Annotated in this window: 16 protein-coding genes; 9 read left to right on the forward strand and 7 right to left on the reverse strand. The window is 64.7% G+C overall.

The window, feature by feature from the left end; all coding sequences use genetic code 11:
- Positions 1 to 230: 230 nt before the first annotated feature.
- Positions 231 to 1757, forward strand: coding sequence for an ABC transporter substrate-binding protein (locus C7411_RS14250; protein WP_243413157.1), 1527 nt, complete (start codon positions 231 to 233; stop codon positions 1755 to 1757).
- A gap of 66 nt (positions 1758 to 1823) precedes the next feature.
- On the opposite strand, the gene C7411_RS14255 is transcribed toward C7411_RS14250, so the two are convergent.
- From C7411_RS14255 to C7411_RS14280, 6 genes are all read right to left on the reverse strand, one after another.
- Positions 1824 to 3473: an ABC transporter ATP-binding protein gene (locus C7411_RS14255; RefSeq protein ID WP_110384925.1), complete on the reverse strand. Its 1650-nt coding sequence runs from the start codon at positions 3471 to 3473 to the stop codon at positions 1824 to 1826.
- Between the two features lie 2 nt (positions 3474 to 3475).
- Positions 3476 to 4330, reverse strand: coding sequence for an ABC transporter permease (locus tag C7411_RS14260; protein ID WP_110384926.1), 855 nt, complete (start codon positions 4328 to 4330; stop codon positions 3476 to 3478).
- 4 nt (positions 4331 to 4334) lie between these two features.
- Positions 4335 to 5285 carry an ABC transporter permease gene (locus C7411_RS14265; protein ID WP_110384927.1) on the reverse strand — a complete coding sequence of 317 codons (951 nt, stop codon included), beginning with the start codon at positions 5283 to 5285 and terminating at the stop codon, positions 4335 to 4337.
- An 81-nt stretch (positions 5286 to 5366) separates the two neighbouring features.
- Positions 5367 to 6641, reverse strand: a complete 1275-nt coding sequence (locus tag C7411_RS14270) for an NAD(P)/FAD-dependent oxidoreductase (protein WP_110384928.1) — start codon at positions 6639 to 6641, stop codon at positions 5367 to 5369.
- Positions 6638 to 7306: a haloacid dehalogenase type II gene (locus tag C7411_RS14275; RefSeq protein WP_110384929.1), complete on the reverse strand. Its 669-nt coding sequence runs from the start codon at positions 7304 to 7306 to the stop codon at positions 6638 to 6640. The genes C7411_RS14270 and C7411_RS14275 overlap by 4 nt, the downstream gene beginning before the upstream one ends.
- Before the next feature lie 36 nt (positions 7307 to 7342).
- Positions 7343 to 8812, reverse strand: coding sequence for an aldehyde dehydrogenase family protein (locus C7411_RS14280; protein ID WP_110384930.1), 1470 nt, complete (start codon positions 8810 to 8812; stop codon positions 7343 to 7345).
- A 157-nt stretch (positions 8813 to 8969) separates the two neighbouring features.
- Here C7411_RS14280 and C7411_RS14285 point away from each other — a divergent pair, with 157 nt between their 5' ends.
- Together C7411_RS14285 and C7411_RS14290 are read left to right on the forward strand one after the other, a co-directional pair.
- Positions 8970 to 9854, forward strand: a complete 885-nt coding sequence (locus C7411_RS14285) for a LysR substrate-binding domain-containing protein (protein WP_110384931.1) — start codon at positions 8970 to 8972, stop codon at positions 9852 to 9854.
- 176 nt (positions 9855 to 10030) lie between these two features.
- A complete protein-coding gene (locus C7411_RS14290; RefSeq protein WP_110384932.1) occupies positions 10031 to 11419 on the forward strand; it encodes an MmgE/PrpD family protein in 1389 nt (462 codons plus the stop codon).
- 9 nt (positions 11420 to 11428) lie between these two features.
- Here C7411_RS14290 and C7411_RS14295 read toward each other — a convergent pair whose 3' ends face one another.
- Positions 11429 to 12172: an IclR family transcriptional regulator gene (locus C7411_RS14295; RefSeq protein WP_110384933.1), complete on the reverse strand. Its 744-nt coding sequence runs from the start codon at positions 12170 to 12172 to the stop codon at positions 11429 to 11431.
- A 159-nt stretch (positions 12173 to 12331) separates the two neighbouring features.
- Between C7411_RS14295 and C7411_RS14300 the strand changes: the two genes are divergently transcribed.
- From C7411_RS14300 to C7411_RS14325, 6 genes are all read left to right on the forward strand, one after another.
- Entirely contained in the window at positions 12332 to 13390 is a 1059-nt protein-coding gene (locus C7411_RS14300; RefSeq protein ID WP_110384934.1) for an extracellular solute-binding protein, read from the forward strand.
- Positions 13391 to 13451: 61 nt separating this feature from the next.
- Positions 13452 to 15491 (forward strand): hydantoinase/oxoprolinase family protein, encoded by a 2040-nt coding sequence (locus C7411_RS14305; RefSeq protein ID WP_110384935.1) that lies wholly within the window; start codon positions 13452 to 13454, stop codon positions 15489 to 15491.
- A 29-nt stretch (positions 15492 to 15520) separates the two neighbouring features.
- Positions 15521 to 17530, forward strand: coding sequence for a hydantoinase B/oxoprolinase family protein (locus C7411_RS14310; RefSeq protein WP_110384936.1), 2010 nt, complete (start codon positions 15521 to 15523; stop codon positions 17528 to 17530).
- A gap of 74 nt (positions 17531 to 17604) precedes the next feature.
- Complete coding sequence (locus tag C7411_RS14315; protein WP_110384937.1) at positions 17605 to 18786, forward strand: ABC transporter ATP-binding protein; 1182 nt, start codon at positions 17605 to 17607, stop codon at positions 18784 to 18786.
- Entirely contained in the window at positions 18783 to 19673 is an 891-nt protein-coding gene (locus C7411_RS14320; protein ID WP_110384938.1) for an ABC transporter permease, read from the forward strand. Before C7411_RS14315 ends, C7411_RS14320 begins: the two co-directional genes overlap by 4 nt.
- On the forward strand, positions 19670 to 20503 hold the full coding sequence (locus C7411_RS14325; RefSeq protein WP_110384939.1) for an ABC transporter permease: 834 nt from the start codon (positions 19670 to 19672) through the stop codon (positions 20501 to 20503). Before C7411_RS14320 ends, C7411_RS14325 begins: the two co-directional genes overlap by 4 nt.
- Positions 20504 to 20547: the final 44 nt, after the last annotated feature.

The raw sequence follows: 20547 nt of genomic DNA on the forward strand, positions 1-20547 counted from the left end.
CGCCGCGCGAAACCCGGCACGTCGACGTCGAGTTCGCGCGACACGGACGTGGCGCGTTCGCTCGCGCAAGCCCATATCAAAAAGCGATTGGGGGTCAAAAATGGCGCATTTGAGTCCGCTACGGATCCGTCAATAAAATGGATCGCAGAGCGACCGGATCAGCGGATCGTGCGACGCACGACATTTCGTGCCGCGAGCTCGTTGATCACCAGAGACAGGAGGACAACATCATGAAAACCAGCAGAAGAGATTTCCTCTCGATGTTCGCGGCAGCAGGCGTGGCAAGCGCCCTGCCGGGTATCGCAGCGGCGGACGAGGCGCCGCGCAAGGGCGGCAACGTGCGCATGGCGGTGCAGAACGGGTCTGTGTCAGACACGCTCGATCCGGCCAAGGGCGCACATTCGGGCGACTGGACCAAGCAGTTCTGCGTGTTCAACGCGCTCACCGAGTTTAACGGCACACTGAGCGCCAGCAACGCGCTCGCCGACAAGCTGGAAAGCACCGACGGCAGCAACTGGCACATCGTGCTCAAGCAGGGCGTGCATTTCCACGACGGTGCCGAGATGACCAGCGAGGACGTTGTTTATTCGCTCGCGCGTCACAAGGATCCGGCCAACGCATCGAAGGCTTTCGCGATCGCGAGCGAGTTCAAGGAGATCAAGGCCGCCGGTAAATACGAAGTGGCGCTGGTGCTCGAGCGACCGAACTTCGATCTGCCGTCGGTGCTCGGCAGCAGCTATTTCCTGATCGTGAAGAACAACACGAAGGACTTCGCCAAGCCGGCCGGCACGGGTCCGTTCATCGTCGACAGCTTCACGCCGGGCGGCAAGTTCGCGGCCAAACGCAATCCGAACTACTGGAAATCAGGCCTGCCGTATCTCGACACCGTCGAAATCATCGGCGTGCCGGACAACGCGGCGCGCGTGAACGCGGTGCTGGCGGGCGACATCGACATCTGTTCGCTGGTCGATCATCGCTACGCCGCGCAGGTGAAGGGCCATCAGAACGTGCAACTGGTGGCCAACAAGCTCGGCATCTACACCGACCTGATCTTGCGTCAGGACAATCCGATCACCGGCAACGCCGATTTCGTCTCGGCGGTGCGTTATCTGCAGGATCGCAAGCGGATGGTGAGCGACGTGATGCAGACGTATGGCGTGATCGCCAACGATCATCCGGTCGCACCATGGGACCCATACTTCCTCGAAGGCCTGCCGCAGCGGCAGTTCGATCTCGACAAGGCGAAGTTCCACATCAAGAAGAGCGGCTGCGCCGGCCAGTCGATGGAGATTTTCTGCCAGCCGGGCATCGCGTCGTCCGTCGAGGGCGCACAGTTCCTGCAGAGCTTCGGCGCTCAGGCGGGCTTCAATTTCGTGGTGCGCCAGGTGCCGACCGACGGTTACTGGTCGACGTACTGGACCAAGCGTCCGATCACCTACGGCTCGATCTCGAACCGGCCGAACGTCGGCATGATCTTCGAGCTGTTCTACTCGTCAAAATCGCCGACCAACGAAGCGCGCTGGAAGGATCCGAAGCTCGATCAGCTGCTCGATTCGGCGCGCGCGGAAGGCGACTTCAACAAGCGCAAGGCGATCTACGGCGACATGCAGACGCTGGTCCACGACAGTTCGGGCACCGTCGTGCCGGTGTTCGACGTGATTCTCGACGGCGTATCGAAGAAAGTCCGCGGCTACAAGTCGAACCCGTCTGGCATGAACATGGGCTACCGGTTCGCCGAAGCGGTCTGGCGCGCCTGATTTTTGAGCCTTTCTGCAGGTGCTATCGCCGTTCAGTCGTGAGGCTGAACGGCGTTTTAACACGCTTCACGCCTTCGCGCGCAGCGCCGTTTCCTCCAGCCAGTTCGCACGCATTTCGGGAACCGAATCGATCAGCAGCGACGTGTACGGATGGCGCGGCTGGCTGAACAGCGCGCTGCGATTGCAGGCATCGACTTTCTGGCCTTTGAACAGCACGACGATATCGTCGCAGATCGAGCGCACCGTCGAGAGATCGTGGCTGATGAAGAGATACGACATGTTCAGCTCGTGACGCAGCTCGACCAGCAGATCGAGAATCGCCGCGCCGACGACGGTATCGAGCGCCGACGTCACTTCGTCGCAAATGATCAGTTCAGGCTCGGCGGCGAGCGCGCGCGCCAGATTCACGCGCTGCTTCTGCCCGCCCGACAGCTCGGCGGGACGCCGCCGCGCGATCGAGGCCGGCAGCTTCACCAGATCGAGCAGACGGGCAATGCGCGCCGGCACTTCGCTCGGCGCGCAGCGCTCGAACAACCGAAGCGGCCGCGCGAGGATCGTGCCGACGTCCTGAGCCGGATTGAGCACCTTGTCCGCGCTCTGGAACACCAGCTGGATGCAGCGATACAGATCGCGATCGCGTTTCGCATGCGTACCGGGCAGCGGCTTGCCGACAAAGCGGATGTCGCCCTTCGCCGGCGCGAGCAGCCCGGCAATCACATACGCGAGCGTCGATTTGCCCGACCCCGATTCGCCGATCACGCCGAGCGTGGTGCCGCGCCGCAAGGTCAGATTGATGTCGTCGAGCACGCGCACCGCGGGCATGCCCGCGCGGTCGCGCTCGCCGTAACCCGCGACCAGGTCGCTGATTTCGAGCAGCGGCGGCTGTTTGAGCGCCTGGTCGGCGTCGGCTTCGGTCAGGCGGCACGACGGCTCGGCGGCGGCCATCAGACTGCGCGTGTAAGGATGCGCGGGCGCCTCGATGATCTGCTCGAGCGCGCCCTCTTCCTGGATTTCGCCGTTGCGCAACACCAGCACGCGATCGGCGATCTGCGCGACCACCGCGAGATCGTGCGACACGTACACCGCGCTGATATGGAATTCCTCTATCGCGCGCTTGAACGCGCGCAGCACTTCGATCTGCGTGGTCACGTCGAGCGCGGTGGTCGGTTCGTCGAACACCACCACTTCCGGATCCGACATCAGCGCCATTGCCGCCATCAGGCGCTGCAGCTGGCCGCCCGAGACCTGATGCGGATAGCGCTCGCCGATGGTGTCCGGCGACGGCAGCGCGAGCGCGCGAAACAGTCTGACCGCCTTCGTGCGTGCATCCTTTCGACTCATCAGACGGCGCACGCACACGCCCTCGATCACCTGATCGATAATGCGCAGCGCCGGATTGAACGACGCCGACGCGCTCTGCGCGACATACGCGACGCGCCGGCCGCGCAGATCGCGCAGGGCCGCCGGCGAGGCCGTCAGCACGTCGGTCCCGCCGACGCCGACGTGGCCGCCCGCGATCCGGCAGCCGCGCCGCGCATAGCCGAGCAGCGTCAGCGCGATGGTCGTCTTGCCCGAGCCGGATTCGCCGATCAGCGCCAGCACTTCGCCGCGCTGGATCGAGAAGCTCACGTCCTTGACGATCGGCACTTCGTTGCCGTCGTCACCGCATGCGACTACCTGCAGATTCGAAACTTGCACCAGACGTTCCGTCGACATGGTTACCCCCTTGCACCGCCGTGCCTGCGCACGGCCAGACTGTCGATCAGAAGGTTCACGCCGATCGTCAAGGTGGCGATCGCGAGCGCCGGCATGATCACCGCCGACGCACCGGAAGACAGGCCCGACAGGTTCTCGCGCACGAGCGAACCCCAGTCGGCATACGGCGGCTGCACGCCGAGACCGAGAAAACTCAGGCCGCTCAGCATCAGCACGTTGTAGACAAAGCGCAGACCGAAGTCGGCGAACATCGGATGGATCATGTTCGGCAGGATTTCGCGGCAGGCGATATGGAACGTGCTTTCGCCGTTGAGCCGCGCGACCGTCACGTATTCCATCGCGTTGATGCCGACCGCCTGCGAACGCGCGATGCGAAACGCGCCCGGCATGTAGATCACGCCAGCGGTCAGCACCAGTACGCGCAGATCGGAGCCGTAGATCGCGATCACGAGGAGCGCGAGGATCTTGCTCGGCGTCACCAGCAGCGCATCGACGATGCGACAGACGATCTCGTCGAACCAGCCGCCGATCACCGTCGACACCAGCGCGAGCAGCGTGCCGCTCGTGCTCGCGATCAGCGTCGCGGCGAGCGCGAGCCCAATGGAATAACGCGCGCCGAACAGAATGCGGCTCAACAGATCGCGGCCGAGGAAATCGGTGCCGAGCGGATAGGCGAGACTGCTCGACGCGAACACCTTGCCGCCGCTCATGTCCATCATGCCGTACGGCGCGATGGCTGATCCGAAGATCGCGATGAAGATCCACGCGATCGAAATGATCAGGCCGATGCGCCCGAGTCCGCTCAGCGACAGGAAAAAGCGGCCGAAGCGGCGCGGCGAAGAAAGAAGATAAGTCATGGCATCACCGCAGTTTCGGATTGCAGACGATCGTCACGATGTCCGCTATCAGTAGCAGAAGCAGATAACAGGTACTGAAAAACAGCACGCAGAACTGCACGATCGGCAGGTCGCGGTTGCTGACCGCATCGACCAGCGTACTTGCGAGGCCCGGATACGAGAAGATCGCCTCGACGATGATCACGCCGCCGAGCAGATACGACAGGCTCAGCGCCATCGCGTTGACGATCGGCCCGATCGCGTTGGGCAGCGCATGCCGCAACACCGTGCGCGACGGGCGCAGGCCCTTGAGAACCGTCATCTCAGCGTACGGCGCATCGAGCTGGTTGATCAGCGCAGCGCGCGTCATGCGCGCCATCTGCGCCACCACCACGCAGCACAGCACCAGTACCGGCAAGCTGTACGACCTGAGGAATTCGCCGACGCTCGATACGTCCGGGTTCACCGATACCGCCGACACCCAGTGCAGCCTGACCGCGAACAGCAGCACGGCGAGCGTCGCGAGCAGGAATTCGGGCACCGCGACCACCGACATCGTCAGTACGCCGATCACGCGGTCGAGCAGCGTACCGCGCACCATCGCCGCGACGATGCCGACCACCAGCGCGATCGGCACCGAGACGGCAGTCGCCGCGCCGGCCAGCATCAGCGTGTTCGGAATGCGCGCGAGCACGATCGTCCTGACGGGCACCTGCGCCGCGTATGACGTGCCAAAATTGCCGTGCAGCAATGCGCCGAGCCACATGAAAAAGCGCAGCACGAGCGGCTCGTCGAGACCCAGCTGCTTGCGCAGCATCGCCACCGTTTCGGGCGTGGCGTACTGGTCCAACGCCATCTGGGCCGCGTCGCCGGGCAAGAGGCTCGCCATGAAGAACACCAGGCCGGAAACCAGAAACAGCGTGAGCGCACCTATTGCGATACGACGGCTTACCATACGCAGCACGACACCATTCATCACTCACCTCGGTATGCAAAAACGCCGATCCGGCTCGCGACATGCCGAGCCGGATCGCTCCCGGTCAACGCGGCCGGGCAATCAGGAGACCGCGTCCTTGAAGCGGAAGTACGCGCCCACCAACGGCAGGAACCACTCGCGTCCCGCGTAGCCCGGCAGCGCCTTCCACTCCTGCCGTGCCCACGGGTTCGCGCGCGCGGTACCCGTCACGATATCGGCCATCACGTCGCCCATGTACGTCGACATCTGCGTGCCGTGTCCGCTGTAGGCGACCGAGTAGTACAGCCCATCGTGCTTGCCCGCCGACGGCAAACGATCGGCAGTCGCTTCGACGAGGCCGCCCCAGCAATAGTCGATGCGCACGTCGCGAAGATCCGGCAGCAACCTGTCCAGCGAATCTTTCAGGATTCCTCCGCTCTTGCGATCCGATGCCGGATTGCTGCGCGCGAACTGCGCGCGGCCGCCCCACACCAGCCGATCGTCGTCGGATGTCCGGAAGTAGTTGCCGAAGTTCAGGCTCGTCACGTAGTTGCGGCGATTCGGCAATGCGCGATCGAGCAGTGGCCCAATCGGTTCGGTGACGATCACGAAGCTGCCGACCGGCACGATGCGGCGCTGCCACCATCCGAACGGTCCGTGATTCGAGCAGCCCGTGGCGAGCAGCACGCGTCCCGCTTCGATCTCGCCTTTCGCCGTGACCACGCGATGCCGGTCGCCGCCGAGGTTGGTCAGTTTGGTGACCGCCGCGTTTTCGAAGATGCGCGCGCCGTGACGCGCCGCCGCCGTCGCGAGTCCGGTACCGAAGCGGCCCATGTGCATCTGCGCGCCGCGCCGGTCGAGCATGCCGCCGTGAAATGCATCCGATGCGATCTCGCGGCGCACGTCGCTCGCCGACAGCAGTTCGACGTCCTGGCGCAGATACTTGCGCAGCGCTTCGTAGTTGCGAGCGATACCGGCCATATGGCTCGCTTTGCTGGCGAGCTTGAGCTTGCCGTGGCGCACGAAGCTGCAATCGATCTGCTCGCGCTCGATCAATTGCTCGACGTAATCGACCGCATCGGTGTAGACCTGATAGTGCTGTTTGGCGGTCTGCTCGCCATAACGGTCGATCAGATCGGGCAGGCTCTGCGCGGTGCCCGGACTGCAATGGCCGCCGTTGCGGCCCGATGCCTCGCCGTGAATGCGCGACGCCTCGAGCAGCACCACGTCGACACCCTTGCGCGCGAGCGACAGCGCCGCCGACAGCCCCGTGAAGCCGCCGCCGATCACCACCACGTCCGCGCGCGCCGGAAGATCGCCGGTCGCGCCGGCGTCGAAACACGGCGCGGTCGCCAGCCAGAAAGATTCGAGTTTCATAGACCGACGACGGCGGCGAGGCCACCGATATCCCTGATTTCCGTATAGCCGTAGTACGGGTTGGCCGGCTCGTGACCGCGGTTGACCCACACCTTGTTTTTGATACCCATGTCGTGCGCGGTCATCAGGTCATAACGGAAACTCGACGACACGTGCAGAATGTCTTCCGGATTGCAGTTCAACTGGCCGAGCAGATATTCGAACGCCTTCATCTGCGGCTTGTACGCCTGCGCCTGCTCGGCGGTGTAGACCGCGTGGAACGGCACGCCGATGCGCTCGATGTTATGTGGAATCTGCACGTTCGCCGCGTTCGTCAAACCGACGAGCGGGAACTCCTTCGCGACTTTCGCGAGACCGGCGCTGGTGTCCGGATGCGGCCCCCACGTCGGCACCTGATCGTAGATGGCCTTGCCGTCGCCTTCGCGATACTCGACGCCCATACGCCTGCAGGCGCGGCGGATCGCGTTGTCGACCACCTGTTCGTACGGCTTCCACGCGCCCAGCACTTCGTCGAGGCGGTAAGCGGCAAACGCGTCCGTGAACGCGCGCATTTTCCCGGCGGGTACGCGGTCCTGGTAGAGCGCGGTCGCGGCCGGCGCCATCTCGAAGTTGATGAGCGTGCCGTAGCAATCGAAGGTAATGAACTTGGGCTGGAACAACGACATGGGGGTGTCCTTGGAAACTGGGCGCGAAGCCCGGAATTAAAAATCGATCAGCACGGACTTGTAGCGAAGGTTGGCTTCGAAGGCCTGACGGCCGAGATCCTTGCCGAGGCCCGAGCCTTTGAAGCCGCCGGTCGGAATGATGAAGTCCCACGTGCGGCCGAAACGGTTGATCCACACGGTGCCCGCCTGGATGCGGCGCGTCGCGCGCAGCGCGCGGCCGATATCGAGCGTGTGGACGCCGGCCGCAAGGCCGTAGGTCGCGTGATCGGCGAGCGCGAGCGCTTCGTCTTCGTCGTCGAAGGTTTGCACGGTCAGCACGGGACCGAAGATCTCCTCGCGCACCGCGAGCGATTCGCCCGTCACGCCGGCGAGCAGCGTCGGGCGGTAATAGTGGCCGCCGCCGTCGCAATCGAAGAAATCGGCGCCGCACAGCGCGCTCGCGCCGTCGTCGATGGTCTGCCTGACCGCCGCGTGAATCTTGCGCGCCTGCGTCTCGCTGATGATCGGCGGGAAACACGCCGGTTCGCGCCAGGTCGGCCCCGGCCGCAGCGCGCCGGCCTTCGCGATGACCGCGTCGATCAGCGGGTCGGCGATGCCGCGCTGCACAATCAGCCGCGTGCCGGACACGCAGGCCTGACCCGCGTTCGACGTGAAGCCACGGACGATACGGCCGGCGACCGCATCGACGTCGCCGGCATCGTCGAACACGACCTGCGGACTCTTGCCGCCGAGCTCGAGCGTGACCGGCTTGGTGCCATGGCGCGCGGCGTCGCTCATGATCGCGGCGCCAGTGCGCGTCGAGCCGGTGAACGACACCTTGCCGATCAGCGGATGCCTGACGAGCGCCGCGCCCGCGCTCGCGCCGCGGCCCTGCACGATATTGAAGACGCCGGGCGGCACGCCCGCTTCGATCGCGAGTTCGGCGAGACGCATCACCGAGTACGGCGTCAGCTCCGACGGCTTGAGCACCATCGCGTTGCCGGCCGCGAGCGCGGGCGCGCATTTCCACGACGCCATCATCAGCGGGAAATTCCATGGCGCGATCGCGGCGACCACCCCGTACGGTTCGGGCAGCACGAGACCCAGGCTGTCGCGTTGGGTCGGCACCGCGTCGCCGCCGAACTTGTCGGCGCACTCGGCGAAAAAGCGGATGCACTCGGCGGTGAACGGCACGTCGAACGCGCGCGCTTCGGCGATCGGACGCGTCGAACCGATCGCTTCGAGACGCCCGAGCGCATCCGCATCGGCATCGATCAGATCGGCCCAGCGCGACAGCACACGCGCACGCTCGCGCGGCGCACGCGTGCCCCAGCCGCTCGCGAGCCAGCTGCGATGCGCATCGCGCACGGCCCGATCGACCAGATCGCCGGATGCGTCGGGCAGCGTGCCCATCACACCGCCGTCAGACGGGCGCAAGACCTCGATTTCCGCGCGGCCTTCGACGCGTTCGCCGCCGATGAAATGTCCGCCCGGAACGGAATCGAGATGGAAAGTGTCGTCCTTCATGGCGTTTGGTATGGATCCCTCATGGACAGGGAATGAACGCTGCGAAGTCTGTCGCGGCAACGTTTCATCATGTTCCGGCGAGTGTATGAACGACAATTTCTTTTGACAAATGCGCATATAATCGTGGGTCATTCCTTTTTGATATACCCATCAGCCGATGCTGAATTTCCGTGAAATTCAGGCCTTCCGCGCGGTCATGCTGTCGGGTTCGATGACGCAAGCCGCCAAGGATCTGCACACCTCGCAATCGAACATCAGCCGCGTCATCAGCCAGCTGGAACGGCGTATCGGCGTCAAGCTGTTCGAACGGCAGATCGGCAAGCTGATGCCGACGCTCGAAGGCCAGGTGTTCTTCCGCGATGTCGAACACACGTTCGCGAGCCTGCGCGGTCTCGAAGAGAAAGCCGAATCCATCCGCAAGCGCGGCAGCGGCCGTCTGCGCGTCGCCGCGGTGCCGTCGATGGCGATCGTCGCCGTGCCCGATGCGATCCACCTTTTTGCACAGCGCTTTCCGGATGTCGATGTCACGCTGCAAGTGGCCGATTCGCTGACTGTCTGCCAGTGGCTCGCGACCGGTTACGCCGACGTCGGCATCGCGTCCGAAATCTTCAACGGCACCAGCGTCGCGTCGGAAGTGGTACGCAGGAGTCAGGGCGTATGCATCGTGCCGTCCGACCACCGGCTCGCGCAGCGCGAAGGCGCGGTCACGCCCGCTGATCTGATCGGCGAGCGCTTTCTGTCGCTCAAGTCGAGCGACGTGATGCGCAAGCGGATCGACGATGCGTGTCTGATCGACGGCGAGGACAAGCGCATCCTCGCGTACGAATCGCACTTTGCCGCAGCGATCTGCCGGATGGTCGTGCGCGGCATGGGCGTGAGTCTGATGAATCAGCTGGTCGCGCGCGAATACGCGGACCAGCTTGCCATCCTGCCGTTCTCGAAGCGCATCGAATTCGCCACCTACGTCGTCTATCCGCTCAACATTCCGATGAACATGCTGGCGAAATCGTTCGCCGACGCGTTCCGCGAAAGCAGCGGATGACGGCGCGCCCATCCTCGCGCTTACCCCCGCGTTTACCCCATATCAAACGATGATCGCCGCATCTCGAATGCGTATTTGACGTGCGATTTCGTCCTTCGTAGCCTCGTCACGTTTTGCTTCGGACACCGCGCGCGCGTTGGTCGCGCCGTCGTGCCGGTCAAACGGAACGAGGAACCATGTCGGATCACCACGGCTTTGCCGGCCTCGCGCGATGGCTGATCGCGCACCGCTTCGAAACCATCCCCGCCGACGCGCTGGCGGCGGGCAAGCAATGCGTGCTCGACGGCCTCGCGTGTCTGCGGGCCGGACTCGACACCGTGCAACTGCGGGCGATGCTGCGCGCGCTGGCGCTGAATTCGGTAGCCGCCGAAGGCGCGATTCCGCTCGGCCGCGGCCTGCACGGCGGCCTGCTCGACGCCGCGCACGCCTACGCGCAAGCCGCGAACGTGCTCGACTTCGACGACTGCTATCGCGAGGAAGCGCCCTCGCATCCCGGCGCGACGATCATCGGGCCCGCGCTCGCCTGCGCGCATCGATCATCGAAAAGCGGCCGCGACCTGCTGCACGCGATCGTCGTCGCGTACGAGGCGTCGCTGCGGATCGGCACGATGCTCTGCCCAAGCGAGGCCGCGCCGTCGAAGGACATCGGCTACGCGACCTGGCAGACCTTCGGCGCGTTCATCGCCGCCGGCATGCTGCTGGAACTCGACGAAACGCAGTGGCGGCACGGCTTCGGGCTGACCGCGCAGCAGGCGCCGATGCCGACGATCGTGCGGGCCAATCCGCAAGGCGGCTATACATGGCTCAAGAACGGCTACGGCAACGCGGCGTCGATCGGCGTGCTGTCGGCCTGTCTTGCGAAGGAAGGCTATGCCGGCGATCAGCATTTCTTCTCCGACGAATTCGGCTTCTGGAAAACTTATGGTTCCGACCGCATCCGTCCCGCCTGTCTCGACACGCTGCCCGGCGACGACTGGCTGATCCGCCGCATCGAATTCAAACCGTGGGCATGTTGCCGATGGGCGCATCCCGCGCTCGAAGGCGTGCTGCAGATGAAGCTGCGCTTTCCACTCGAACAGATCGACGCGATCGACCTGTATTCGTTCAGGGAATTCGTCGATACGCTCGACTCGCCGTTCCCGGCCAATCTGATCGATGCGCAATTCAACGCCCGCTTTCTGATCGCGTCGGCCTTCGTCGCCGACGATCTCAACGACGCGCTGCGCGAACCCGATTTCGCATCACCGGCGATTCGCGCGCTGTTCGCGAAGATTCACGTGCATCACGAACCGGCGTTCGACCGGCAGCACCGCGCGGACATGTCGATCCCGACGCGTGTCGTGCTGCGCCTCGCCGACGGTTCCCGCCACGAAACGCTGCTCGCGGAACCGCTCGGCTCACATCGCCGCGAGCCGATGTCGCCCGACGCGACGCGCGCGAAGTTCGCCGCCGCGCTCAGGCCGGTGATTGGCGCGGTGCCGACAGAACGCGCGCTCGCGACGATCCTCGAACTGGAGGCGCACTCGGCGCGCGATCTGATGCAGGCACTGTTTCCCTCGGTGTGAGCGGACCTTTCAATCGACGCTGGCGCCGCTGATGTCGTTAGCGGCGTTGCGCACCGCGCGTCCCCATTCTTCGATCCGCTCCGGATCGAAGCGCGAGCCTGGCATCGAGAAGCACACGCTCGCCACCGCGACGCCGTTGCCGTCGAACACCGGCGCACCGATCGCGTAGATCTGGTGACGGTACTGGCCGAGATTCACGGAGTAGCCGCGCTCGCGAATGCGCTCGAGCTCTTCGCGGATCAGCGCCGGATCGTTGACGGTGTTTTCGCCGTACTTCGGCAGTTCGCGCCCGAGGATCGCATCGATCTGGCCGTCGTTCATGTGAGCGAGCATCGCAAGGCCGTTGGCCGTCGCATGGAACGGCGACACGTTGCCGATCGAATACGCGGTGCGCACGAACTGCCTGCACTCGGTTTCCTCGATCAGAACCATCGCCGTCGTGCCGTCCGGAATCGACAGATGAACGGTTTCGTTGACGAGATCGCACAGGTCCTGCATCGGCTGGCGCGCGGCTTTCTGCAACGCACCACCTTTCAGCGCAATGGGTCGCACACCGACCACCCGTGCGCCGACTTCCCAGCGCGTCACTTCGGTGCCGGCCTGGCGCAGCCAGCCCGCTTCCTGAAACGTCATCAGCACGCGCTGCACGCTCGATTTCGGCATCTTCAGCAGCTTCGACAGCTCGCTGACGCCGATCGGCTGATGCTGCGAAATCGTTTCGATGATCTCGATGCTCTTGAGAAGGCTGTTCATTTTTGATCCCTTGCGATCAAAAGGCTTGCATGCTAATTTGTACCGTATTCAAGCACGGCGTGCCGTATTGTGGCACACAACCAAAGCGTGTGCAAATGCGTGAGTGCCGTGAATTGTTCGTCACCGATCGTTGGAATCCTTCACCGCGTTGGGAGAACCATGGAGTTCATCGCCTCGAAAGTCCGTCGTCCGTCGACAACCCTGCTTCTCACCGGCGCCTTCGCGCTCGCCTGCCTGTCGGTTTCGACGGCCGCGTTCAGCGCCGATCTCACCGTCACCGCGTTCGGCGGCACATGGGAAAAGGCCTATCGCAAATGTTTCGTCGAGCCGTTCGAAAAGAAGACCGGGAAAACCGTCGACGTGACGCTCGGCAATCCGCTGCAATGGGTCAATCAGGTCGCAGCGAACCCGGCCAGGCCGCCGATCGACGTGATGGTGAGCACGCCCGAAGCGACGTATATCGCGATCGAGCGCAAGCTGCTCGATCCGGTCACCGTGAAGGACGTGCCCAATCTCGCGCAACTCGATCCGCGCCTCGTGCAGTACGGCCACGGTTACGGCTTTCCGATCACGTACGGCGATTTCGGCCTGATGTACAGCGTGAAGCGCGTGAAGAATCCGCCGAAGTCGTGGAAGGAATTCGTCGACGGCGTGGTCGCGGGCAAATATCAGGCTGGCATCCCGGACATCAATTACGTCGCGACGCCGGCGGGCCTCATCACGCTTTTCAACCAGATCTACGGCGGCTCGCCGACCAACATCCAGCCGGCGCTCGATCAGGTCAAGCGCATGCGCGACAGCAGGAACGTGACGTTCTTCAGCGAGCCGAACGCGCCGCTCAACGCGATCCGCAACGGCGACATCGACATCGCGATGTACTACGACGGCCGCGCGTGGAGCGAACACGACTCCACCAATGCCGACATCGCGTGGATCAACCCGGCGCCCGGATCGGTGGCGTTTCCGAACATGGCGGTAAAGGTAAAGAACGGCTCGCCGCTCGGCATGCAATTTCTCGATGAACTCGCGTCGGCGCAAGGGCAGTCGTGCTTCGCCAACGCGATGCAGTACACCGCGTCGAACACCAGGGTCACCTACGACGCGAAGGTCAAACCGCGCATCGCCACGGTCGACAAATCGATCTGGGTGAATTTCGAGGACATCGGCAAGTACGTGCCGCAATGGATCGAAAGCTGGAACAAGCAGATCGGTCACTGAAAGGCGCAACGCGGACGCACAGGCGCCGCATGGCAAATCCGGAGAAAGGCAGAGGAAGGCAATGGGCTTGAGAATTGGAGTCGACATCGGCGGATCGTTCACGGATTTCGCCGTGCTGGACGAGGCAACGCGCACCACGCGCACGCTCAAAGTATTTTCGCGACCGGACTCGCCCGGCAGCGAAGTGATCGACGGGATGCAGGGACTGCGCGAGCGTTTCGGCATCGATCCGCACGACGTCGCGTATTTCACGCACGGCACCACGGTCGGCGTGAACGCGGTGGTGATGCGCAAAGGTCTGCGCCTCGCACTCGTCACTACGCGCAATTTCGAGGACGTGCTCGACATTGCGCGCCTGAAGATTCCCGACATGTATCACCTGATGTCGCGCCGGCCCGAACCGCTCATCACGCGCGATCGCGTGTTCGGCGTCGATGGCCGCATGCGTCCGGACGGCACCGAAGAAGCGCCGGTCGACGAAGCCAGCGTGCTGGCCGCGCTCGCCGCGCTGCAGGCCGCGAAGTGCGAAGGCGTCGTGATCTCGCTGCTGCATTCGTATCGCAATCCGGCGCACGAACAGCAGGTCAAGGCGATCATCGAGAAAGCCGCGCCCGGTTTCTTCGTGTCGTGCTCGCACGAAGTCTGGCCGATCATCCGCGAATACGAACGCACCGTGACCGCGACGATCGGCGGCTACGTGCAGCCGCGCGTGTCGGATTACCTGACGCGTCTGCAGGCCGCGCTCGCCGAAAGCGGCGTCGGCGCGGATCTCAAGGTGACCAAGTCGAACGGCGGCGTGATGAGCGCCGAGAACGGCAAAAGCAACTGCGTGCAGATGATCCTGTCGGGCACCGCGGCGGGCGTGATCGGCGCGTCGTATCTGGCGGGCATGTGCAAAATCAAGGACTGCATGAGCCTCGACATCGGCGGCACCACGGCCGACGTCGCGCTGATCGTCGACGGCAAGCCGCAGTACGCGACCGGCGAGTACATCGGCGATTTCCAGATCCATATTCCGTCGGTGTCCGTATCGTCGATCGGCGACGGCGGCGGCTCGATTGCGTGGGTCGACGATTTCGGCGTACTGAAGGTCGGCCCGGAAAGCGCCGGCTCGAATCCAGGTCCGGTGTGTTACGGCCGCGGCGGCACGCGCCCGACCATCACCGACGCGTTCGCCGTGATCGGCGTGCTGGGCCGCGCATCGCTCGGCTACAACGCGGTGAAAGTCGACGTCGACGCCAGCCGCCGCGCGATCGAACCGCTCGCGCAACGCCTCGGCATGGACGTTCACCAGACCGCTTCGGCGATCATCGACGTCGCCGTGTCCGGCATGTACGGCGGCGTGAGCCGCATCGTATCGCGCTTCGGCATCGATCCGCGCACCTTCTCGCTGATGCCGTTCGGCGGCGCGGGTCCGATGCTCGGCGGCTTCCTCGCGCGCGCGCTCAACATGAAGCATCTGATCGTGCCGACCACGCCGGGCGTGCTGAGCGCGCTGGGCGGTTTGATCGCCGATACCAAGAACGACTTCGTGCGCACCACGTATTACCCGCTCGACGCGGCCTCGCTCGACAAGCTGACCGGCGATCTCGCCATACTCGAGCAGCAGGCGCGCGAGTGGATCGTCAAGGAAACCGGCTCGGACGCGGGCGCGGAAATGTCGGTGTCGGCCGACATGCGCTATCGCGGCCAGTCGTTCGAAGTCGATACCCCACTCGATCCGCAATCGATCCGCAACGGCGACATGGCGACCATCGCCGACGCCTTCCATCGCGAGCATCACCGCCTGTACGGCCACAGCGACGCCGCGTCGCCCGTGCAGGTCGTGGCACTGCGTCTCGTGATCAGCCTGCCGACGCCGAAGCCGGAAATGCCGAAGATCGCGAGAGGAGAAGGCGCGCCGAAAGCCGAGGCCATGATCGACGTCTATCTGGACGGCGAATGGCGCATCGTGCCGCTCTATCACCGCTCGGTGTTCCTCGCCGGCCAACGTTTCGACGGCCCCGCGATCATCGCGCAGGACGACACGACCACTTGCGTGCTGCCCGGCTGCGAAGCGGTCGTCGATGAATACGGCAACTTGCTGCTGTCGGCGCAATGAGCGCGCAGCGATCCACGAAGGACCAGACAATGACATTCAACCGCTCCGCCCTGCAGATTTTCGCCAACTACTGCGTGGCGGCTGCCGAAAGCATGGCGCACACGCTGATGCGCACCGCGCACTCGGCCTTCGTGAAGGAAACCGAGGACTTCTCCTGCACGATCATGACACCCGAAGGGCTGACGTTCGCGTCGCCGAAGACGCTCGGCGCGACGTGGTACCCGGGGCTCGATTTCGGCTCGGTGATCGAAGCGATCGATCATTACGAACCCGGCGACATCGGCATGACCAACGATGCGTACAGCGGCTACGTCGCGACGCACACGCCCGACGTCATGATGTGGAAGCCGGTGTTCCATAACGGCGAGATCGTCTGTTACGTCGGCGGCCACATCCATAACACCGACATGGGCGGTGCGGTGCCCGCCTCGCTGTCGCGCACGCTCACCGAGATCTATCAGGAAGGCATCCGCTGGGCGCCGACCAAAATCATGCGCAAAGGCGTGCTCGACGAAACGCTGCTCGATCACATGGCGATCAACGTGCGCGCCCCCGAGCAGAACCGCGGCGACCTGAAGGCGCAGATCGCCATGCTGATGACCGGCGAGCGGCGCGTGCTCGAGATCATCGAGCGCTTCGGCGTCGAAGACTTCAAAGCCGGCATGTACGCGATGATCGATTACTCGGAAGAACAGGCGCGCGCCATCGTCGCCGCGATGCCGGACGGCGAGTACTTCTTCGCCGAATACGCCGACGAGGACTCGGTGAACGGCAAGCCGCTGCGCGTCGCGCTGAATCTGAAGGTCGAAGGCGAATCGCTGGTGCTCGATTTCACGGGCAGCGATCCGCAGCTCAACTCGTCGCTGAACATGCCGACCGGCGGCAAGGAGCGCCACGTGCTCGCGCTGGTCGGGCTGAATTACGTGCTCTATTCGCTGCATCCGGATCTGCTGCTCAACGCCGGCATGCTGAAGGTCGCGCGCTGCGTGCTGCCGGAAGGCACGATCATGAACTGCGTGCCGCCCGCCGCCGTCGGCATGCGCAGTCTCACCTGCAAGGTCGCGCAGAACGTCACTTTCGGGGCGTTCTCGATGGTCTGTCCGGAGCGGCTGCCCGCGTGCCCGGCCGGCGGCATGTCGATTCTCAACGTGCGTACCGTCGATAGCGACGGCCGCACCGTCATTGCGGCGATCGGGCCGGTCGGCGGCGGCGCGGGCGGCATGATCAGCGCGGACGGCTCGGACGCGTCGGGCGCGAACGTCGCGTTCCTGCGCAACACGCCGGTCGAGATCAACGAAGCCGAAGTGCCGATCCGCATCCTCAAGTACGGCATGGTGCCGGGCAGCGCGGGCGCGGGCCGCCATCGCGGCGGCCTCGGCACGGTCATGGAGTTCCGCGTGTTTTCGCCGGGCACGCTGGTCACCGCGCGCAACCGGGACCGGTCGCGCTTCGCGTCGTGGGGCGTGCTGGGCGGCAAGGCAGGATCGAATTCGCGCTTCACGCGCAACCCGGGCACGGAGCATGAGGAAAACCTCGGCGTCACCGATCTGGTCGTCTGCGGTCCCGGCGACGTGATCCGCCTCGAAGGCTGCGGTGGCGGCGGTTACGGCAATCCGTACGAGCGCGATCCGCAGAGGGTTGCCACCGACGTAAAGCGCGGCTATCTGAGCGAAGCCGAAGCGCTGGCACAGTACGGGGTGGTGCTGAACGCCGGCGAAGTCGATGCGGCGGCAACCGCCGCGAAACGCACCGCGCTTGCCGCCGACGCACCGAATGCGGCGGTCGAGCATTTCGACTACGGCGCTGCGCGCAGCAGTTACGAAGCGCGCTGGACCCGCGAGCGTTACGCGGTGCTCACCGAGATCCTCGCAGCCGCGCCGGTCGTGTGGCGTCACTTCCTCAAGCACAGGATCTTCGACGCGTTCGATGCATGGGAGGCCGACGGCCGGCTGCAACCGGGCGCTCAGGTGATCCACGAGATTTTCCGCGAGGTCGCGGCGAAGTATCCGCAGTTGCTCGAAGCGCAGCGCGCGGCCTGACGCCCGGCCCCGCCGCGTCGAGTCTCCATGTCAATCACGTCACTCACGTCACTCACGTCACTCGAGGTGAAGCGATGTTGCAATCCGCCAACCCGCTCCCCGCAACTGCGGTGAACGCCGATGCGCCCGCCGTGCCGTCGCGCTCGCAGCCGTTGTCGCTCGACGGCATCAGCAAGCGCTTCGGCGCGATCACCGCGCTGGAACAGCTGTCGCTGGAAGTGCGCGCGGGCGAACTGGTCGCGCTGCTCGGTCCGTCCGGTTGCGGCAAGACCACGACGCTACGCCTCATCGCCGGATTCGAGTTCCCCGATACCGGCGCGATCCGGATCGCCGGACGCGACGTGACGAATCTGCCGCCCAACAAACGCGGGCTCGGCATGGTGTTCCAGAACTACAGCCTGTTTCCGCATCTGACCGTGGCGGAGAACATCGCGTTCGGGCTGCGCATGGCAGGCGTGCCGAAACGCGATCGCGGCGCGCACGTCGCGCGCATGCTCGACATGATCCGCCTGCCCGCCTTCGGCGATCGACGCATCGCCCAGATGTCGGGCGGTCAGCAGCAGCGCGTCGCGCTGGCCCGCGCGATCGTCACGAATCCGTCGGTGCTGCTGCTCGACGAGCCGCTCGGCGCGCTCGACAAGAACCTGCGCGAGAACATGCAGTTCGAACTGAAGTCGCTGCAAAGCCGGCTCGGCATCACCAGCGTGATGGTCACGCACGATCAGGAAGAAGCGCTCACGATGAGCGATCGCGTCGTCGTGATGAACCACGGGCGCATCCTGCAGTCCGGCACACCGAACGAGGTCTACGACCGGCCACGCACGCGTTTCGTCGCCGAATTTCTCGGCGCGGCCAACATCCTGCCGTTTTTGGTGCTGCGCGGCGAAGCGAACTGGCTCGAGGTGTCGATCGGCGAGCCGCGCAGCCCGGCGCCGGCGCGCTGCCGCGTCGCGCATGCGCTGCCCCGCCCGCTCGCGCCCGGCGCGGCCGGCGAGCTCGCGGTGCGCCCCGAAAAGCTGCGCCTCGCCAACCCACGTCCGGACGACATCCGTTTCGACGGCGTGGTCGCCGCGCGCGTGTTCCGCGGATCGCAGCATGCCTATCGCATCGACGTGCCCGCGCTCGGCCAGACACTCGGCGTCTATCAGCAAGCCACCGCCGCCGCACTCGAACCGGGTCACGCGGCCAGCGTCTTCGTCTGTCCCGACGATCTGGTCGTGCTCGAAGCCGAACCACAGGGCGCAGACGCGCGATGAGCTCACTCACCACACTGCCGCGCGCGACGCGGCGCCCGCGCCAGTGGATCTCGCCATATCTCGTGCTGTGCGCGCCCGCGCTCGTCGTGCTGGCGATCTTCTTCGGCATGCCGCTGTATGAAAACGCGCTGCGCAGCGTCGGCATTTCGGCGATTCCGGGCGCGCACCCGGCGTTCACGCTCGCCTATTACCGCAAGCTTTTCACCGATCCGTACTACGTCGGCATCATGTTCGAGACGCTGAAGGTCAGCGTGCTGACGACCTTCTGGTGTCTGATCGTCGGCTATCCGGTCGCCTACTTCATGGTGCGGCGCGCGGGACGTCTCGCCGGCCCGCTGATGTTCGTGCTGATCATGCCGCTTCTCACGTCGATCATCATGCGCACGTTCGGCTGGAATGTCCTGCTCGCGCGCCACGGCCTGGTCAACGACGCGCTGCTCGCGCTCGGCGTCATCGACGCGCCGCTGCGCATGACCCAAAGCCCTGCGATCGTCTATCTCGGCAACGTCCACGTGATGGTGTCGTTCATGGTGCTGTCGATCATTCCGGTGCTGCGTTCGGTCGACCGGCGTCTCGAGGAATCCGCCCGCGTGCTCGGCGCGGGCGCATGGCGCGCGTTTTTTCTCGTCACGCTGCCGCTGTCGGTCGAAGGGATCGTCACCGGCTGCCTCATCGTGTTCATGATCGTCAACGGCAGCTTCATCGGCTCGCTGCTGCTCGGCGGCGGCACGGTCGTCACGCTGCCGCTGCTGATCTTCCAGCAGTTCAGCCAGTCGCAGGACATGGGACTCGCGAGCGCAATGGGCAATCTTCTGTTGATCGTCGTGCTGGTGTGTCTGTATGTGCAAGGCCGCTTCATCGGACGACGCAAGGAGGCGCGCCCATGAGTCTGACCGTTCAACAACCGTCGAGCGGCGGCTCGCGCGTCGCCGACAGGCTCGGTAACGGCGCCGCGACGCTGTATATCGCGCTGTTCGTCGTGTTCCTGCTCGCGCCGATCGTGATCGTCGTGCTGGCGTCGTTTACGCCGGGCGAATCGGTCGCGGTGCCGGTCGGCGGCGTATCGTTGCGCTGGTACCGGCGCTTTCTCGAATACAAGCCGTTCACCGATTCGCTGATCACCAGTCTGATCGTCGCGGGCGTCGCAACCGTGTTCGCGATCCTGCTGGCCGTGCCAGCCGCGCTCGGCCTCGCCCACTCGCGCTCGCGGCTGGCCAATCTCGCGTCGTCGTTCCTGCTGTCGCCGATCGCGGTGCCGCCGCTCGTCGTCGGTCTGTCGTCGCTGTACTACCTGTCGGAGCTCGGCATCAGCGATTCGTTCGCCGCGTTGCTGATCACGCATACCTGCGTGTCGGTGCCGTACGTGCTGCGCACCACGATCGCGGCATGCAGGAACCTCAATCCCGGCTACGGCGAAGCGGCATCGGTGCTCGGCGCGAGTGTGTGGCGGCGCTTCTGGCACGTGACCATGCCGCTGATCTCGCCGGGCATTTTCGCGGGCGCGCTGTTCTCGGTGCTGGTGTCGCTCGACAACCTCGGCGTGTCCTACTTCTTCGGCAGCGCCAACACCACGACGCTGCCCGTCGTGATGCTGTCGTACCTGCAGAACCAGTTCGATCCGTCGATTGCCGCGATCAGTACGGTGCAGATGCTGATCGCGATCGGATTCCTGCTGGCGGTGGAAAAAATTTATGGCTTGCGAACGATGAATCGATAGATACGAAAGGGACCTGGCAGATCGACGAAGCGATCCGGAATCTC

Origin of the sequence: Paraburkholderia silvatlantica, from assembly GCF_003096715.1 — a bacterium.
Taxonomy (GTDB): Bacteria; Pseudomonadota; Gammaproteobacteria; order Burkholderiales; family Burkholderiaceae; genus Paraburkholderia; species Paraburkholderia silvatlantica.

Bases quoted from the DNA above. Each gene is read 5' to 3' on its own strand.
- C7411_RS14250 (WP_243413157.1), top strand. From the start codon at position 231: ATGAAAACCAGCAGAAGAGATTTCCTCTCGATGTTCGCGGCAGCAGGC.
- C7411_RS14255 (WP_110384925.1), bottom strand. From the start codon at position 3,473: ATGTCGACGGAACGTCTGGTGCAAGTTTCGAATCTGCAGGTAGTCGCA.
- C7411_RS14260 (WP_110384926.1), bottom strand. From the start codon at position 4,330: ATGACTTATCTTCTTTCTTCGCCGCGCCGCTTCGGCCGCTTTTTCCTG.
- C7411_RS14265 (WP_110384927.1), bottom strand. From the start codon at position 5,285: ATGAATGGTGTCGTGCTGCGTATGGTAAGCCGTCGTATCGCAATAGGT.
- C7411_RS14270 (WP_110384928.1), bottom strand. From the start codon at position 6,641: ATGAAACTCGAATCTTTCTGGCTGGCGACCGCGCCGTGTTTCGACGCC.
- C7411_RS14275 (WP_110384929.1), bottom strand. From the start codon at position 7,306: ATGTCGTTGTTCCAGCCCAAGTTCATTACCTTCGATTGCTACGGCACG.
- C7411_RS14280 (WP_110384930.1), bottom strand. From the start codon at position 8,812: ATGAAGGACGACACTTTCCATCTCGATTCCGTTCCGGGCGGACATTTC.
- C7411_RS14285 (WP_110384931.1), top strand. From the start codon at position 8,970: ATGCTGAATTTCCGTGAAATTCAGGCCTTCCGCGCGGTCATGCTGTCG.
- C7411_RS14290 (WP_110384932.1), top strand. From the start codon at position 10,031: ATGTCGGATCACCACGGCTTTGCCGGCCTCGCGCGATGGCTGATCGCG.
- C7411_RS14295 (WP_110384933.1), bottom strand. From the start codon at position 12,172: ATGAACAGCCTTCTCAAGAGCATCGAGATCATCGAAACGATTTCGCAG.
- C7411_RS14300 (WP_110384934.1), top strand. From the start codon at position 12,332: ATGGAGTTCATCGCCTCGAAAGTCCGTCGTCCGTCGACAACCCTGCTT.
- C7411_RS14305 (WP_110384935.1), top strand. From the start codon at position 13,452: ATGGGCTTGAGAATTGGAGTCGACATCGGCGGATCGTTCACGGATTTC.
- C7411_RS14310 (WP_110384936.1), top strand. From the start codon at position 15,521: ATGACATTCAACCGCTCCGCCCTGCAGATTTTCGCCAACTACTGCGTG.
- C7411_RS14315 (WP_110384937.1), top strand. From the start codon at position 17,605: ATGTTGCAATCCGCCAACCCGCTCCCCGCAACTGCGGTGAACGCCGAT.
- C7411_RS14320 (WP_110384938.1), top strand. From the start codon at position 18,783: ATGAGCTCACTCACCACACTGCCGCGCGCGACGCGGCGCCCGCGCCAG.
- C7411_RS14325 (WP_110384939.1), top strand. From the start codon at position 19,670: ATGAGTCTGACCGTTCAACAACCGTCGAGCGGCGGCTCGCGCGTCGCC.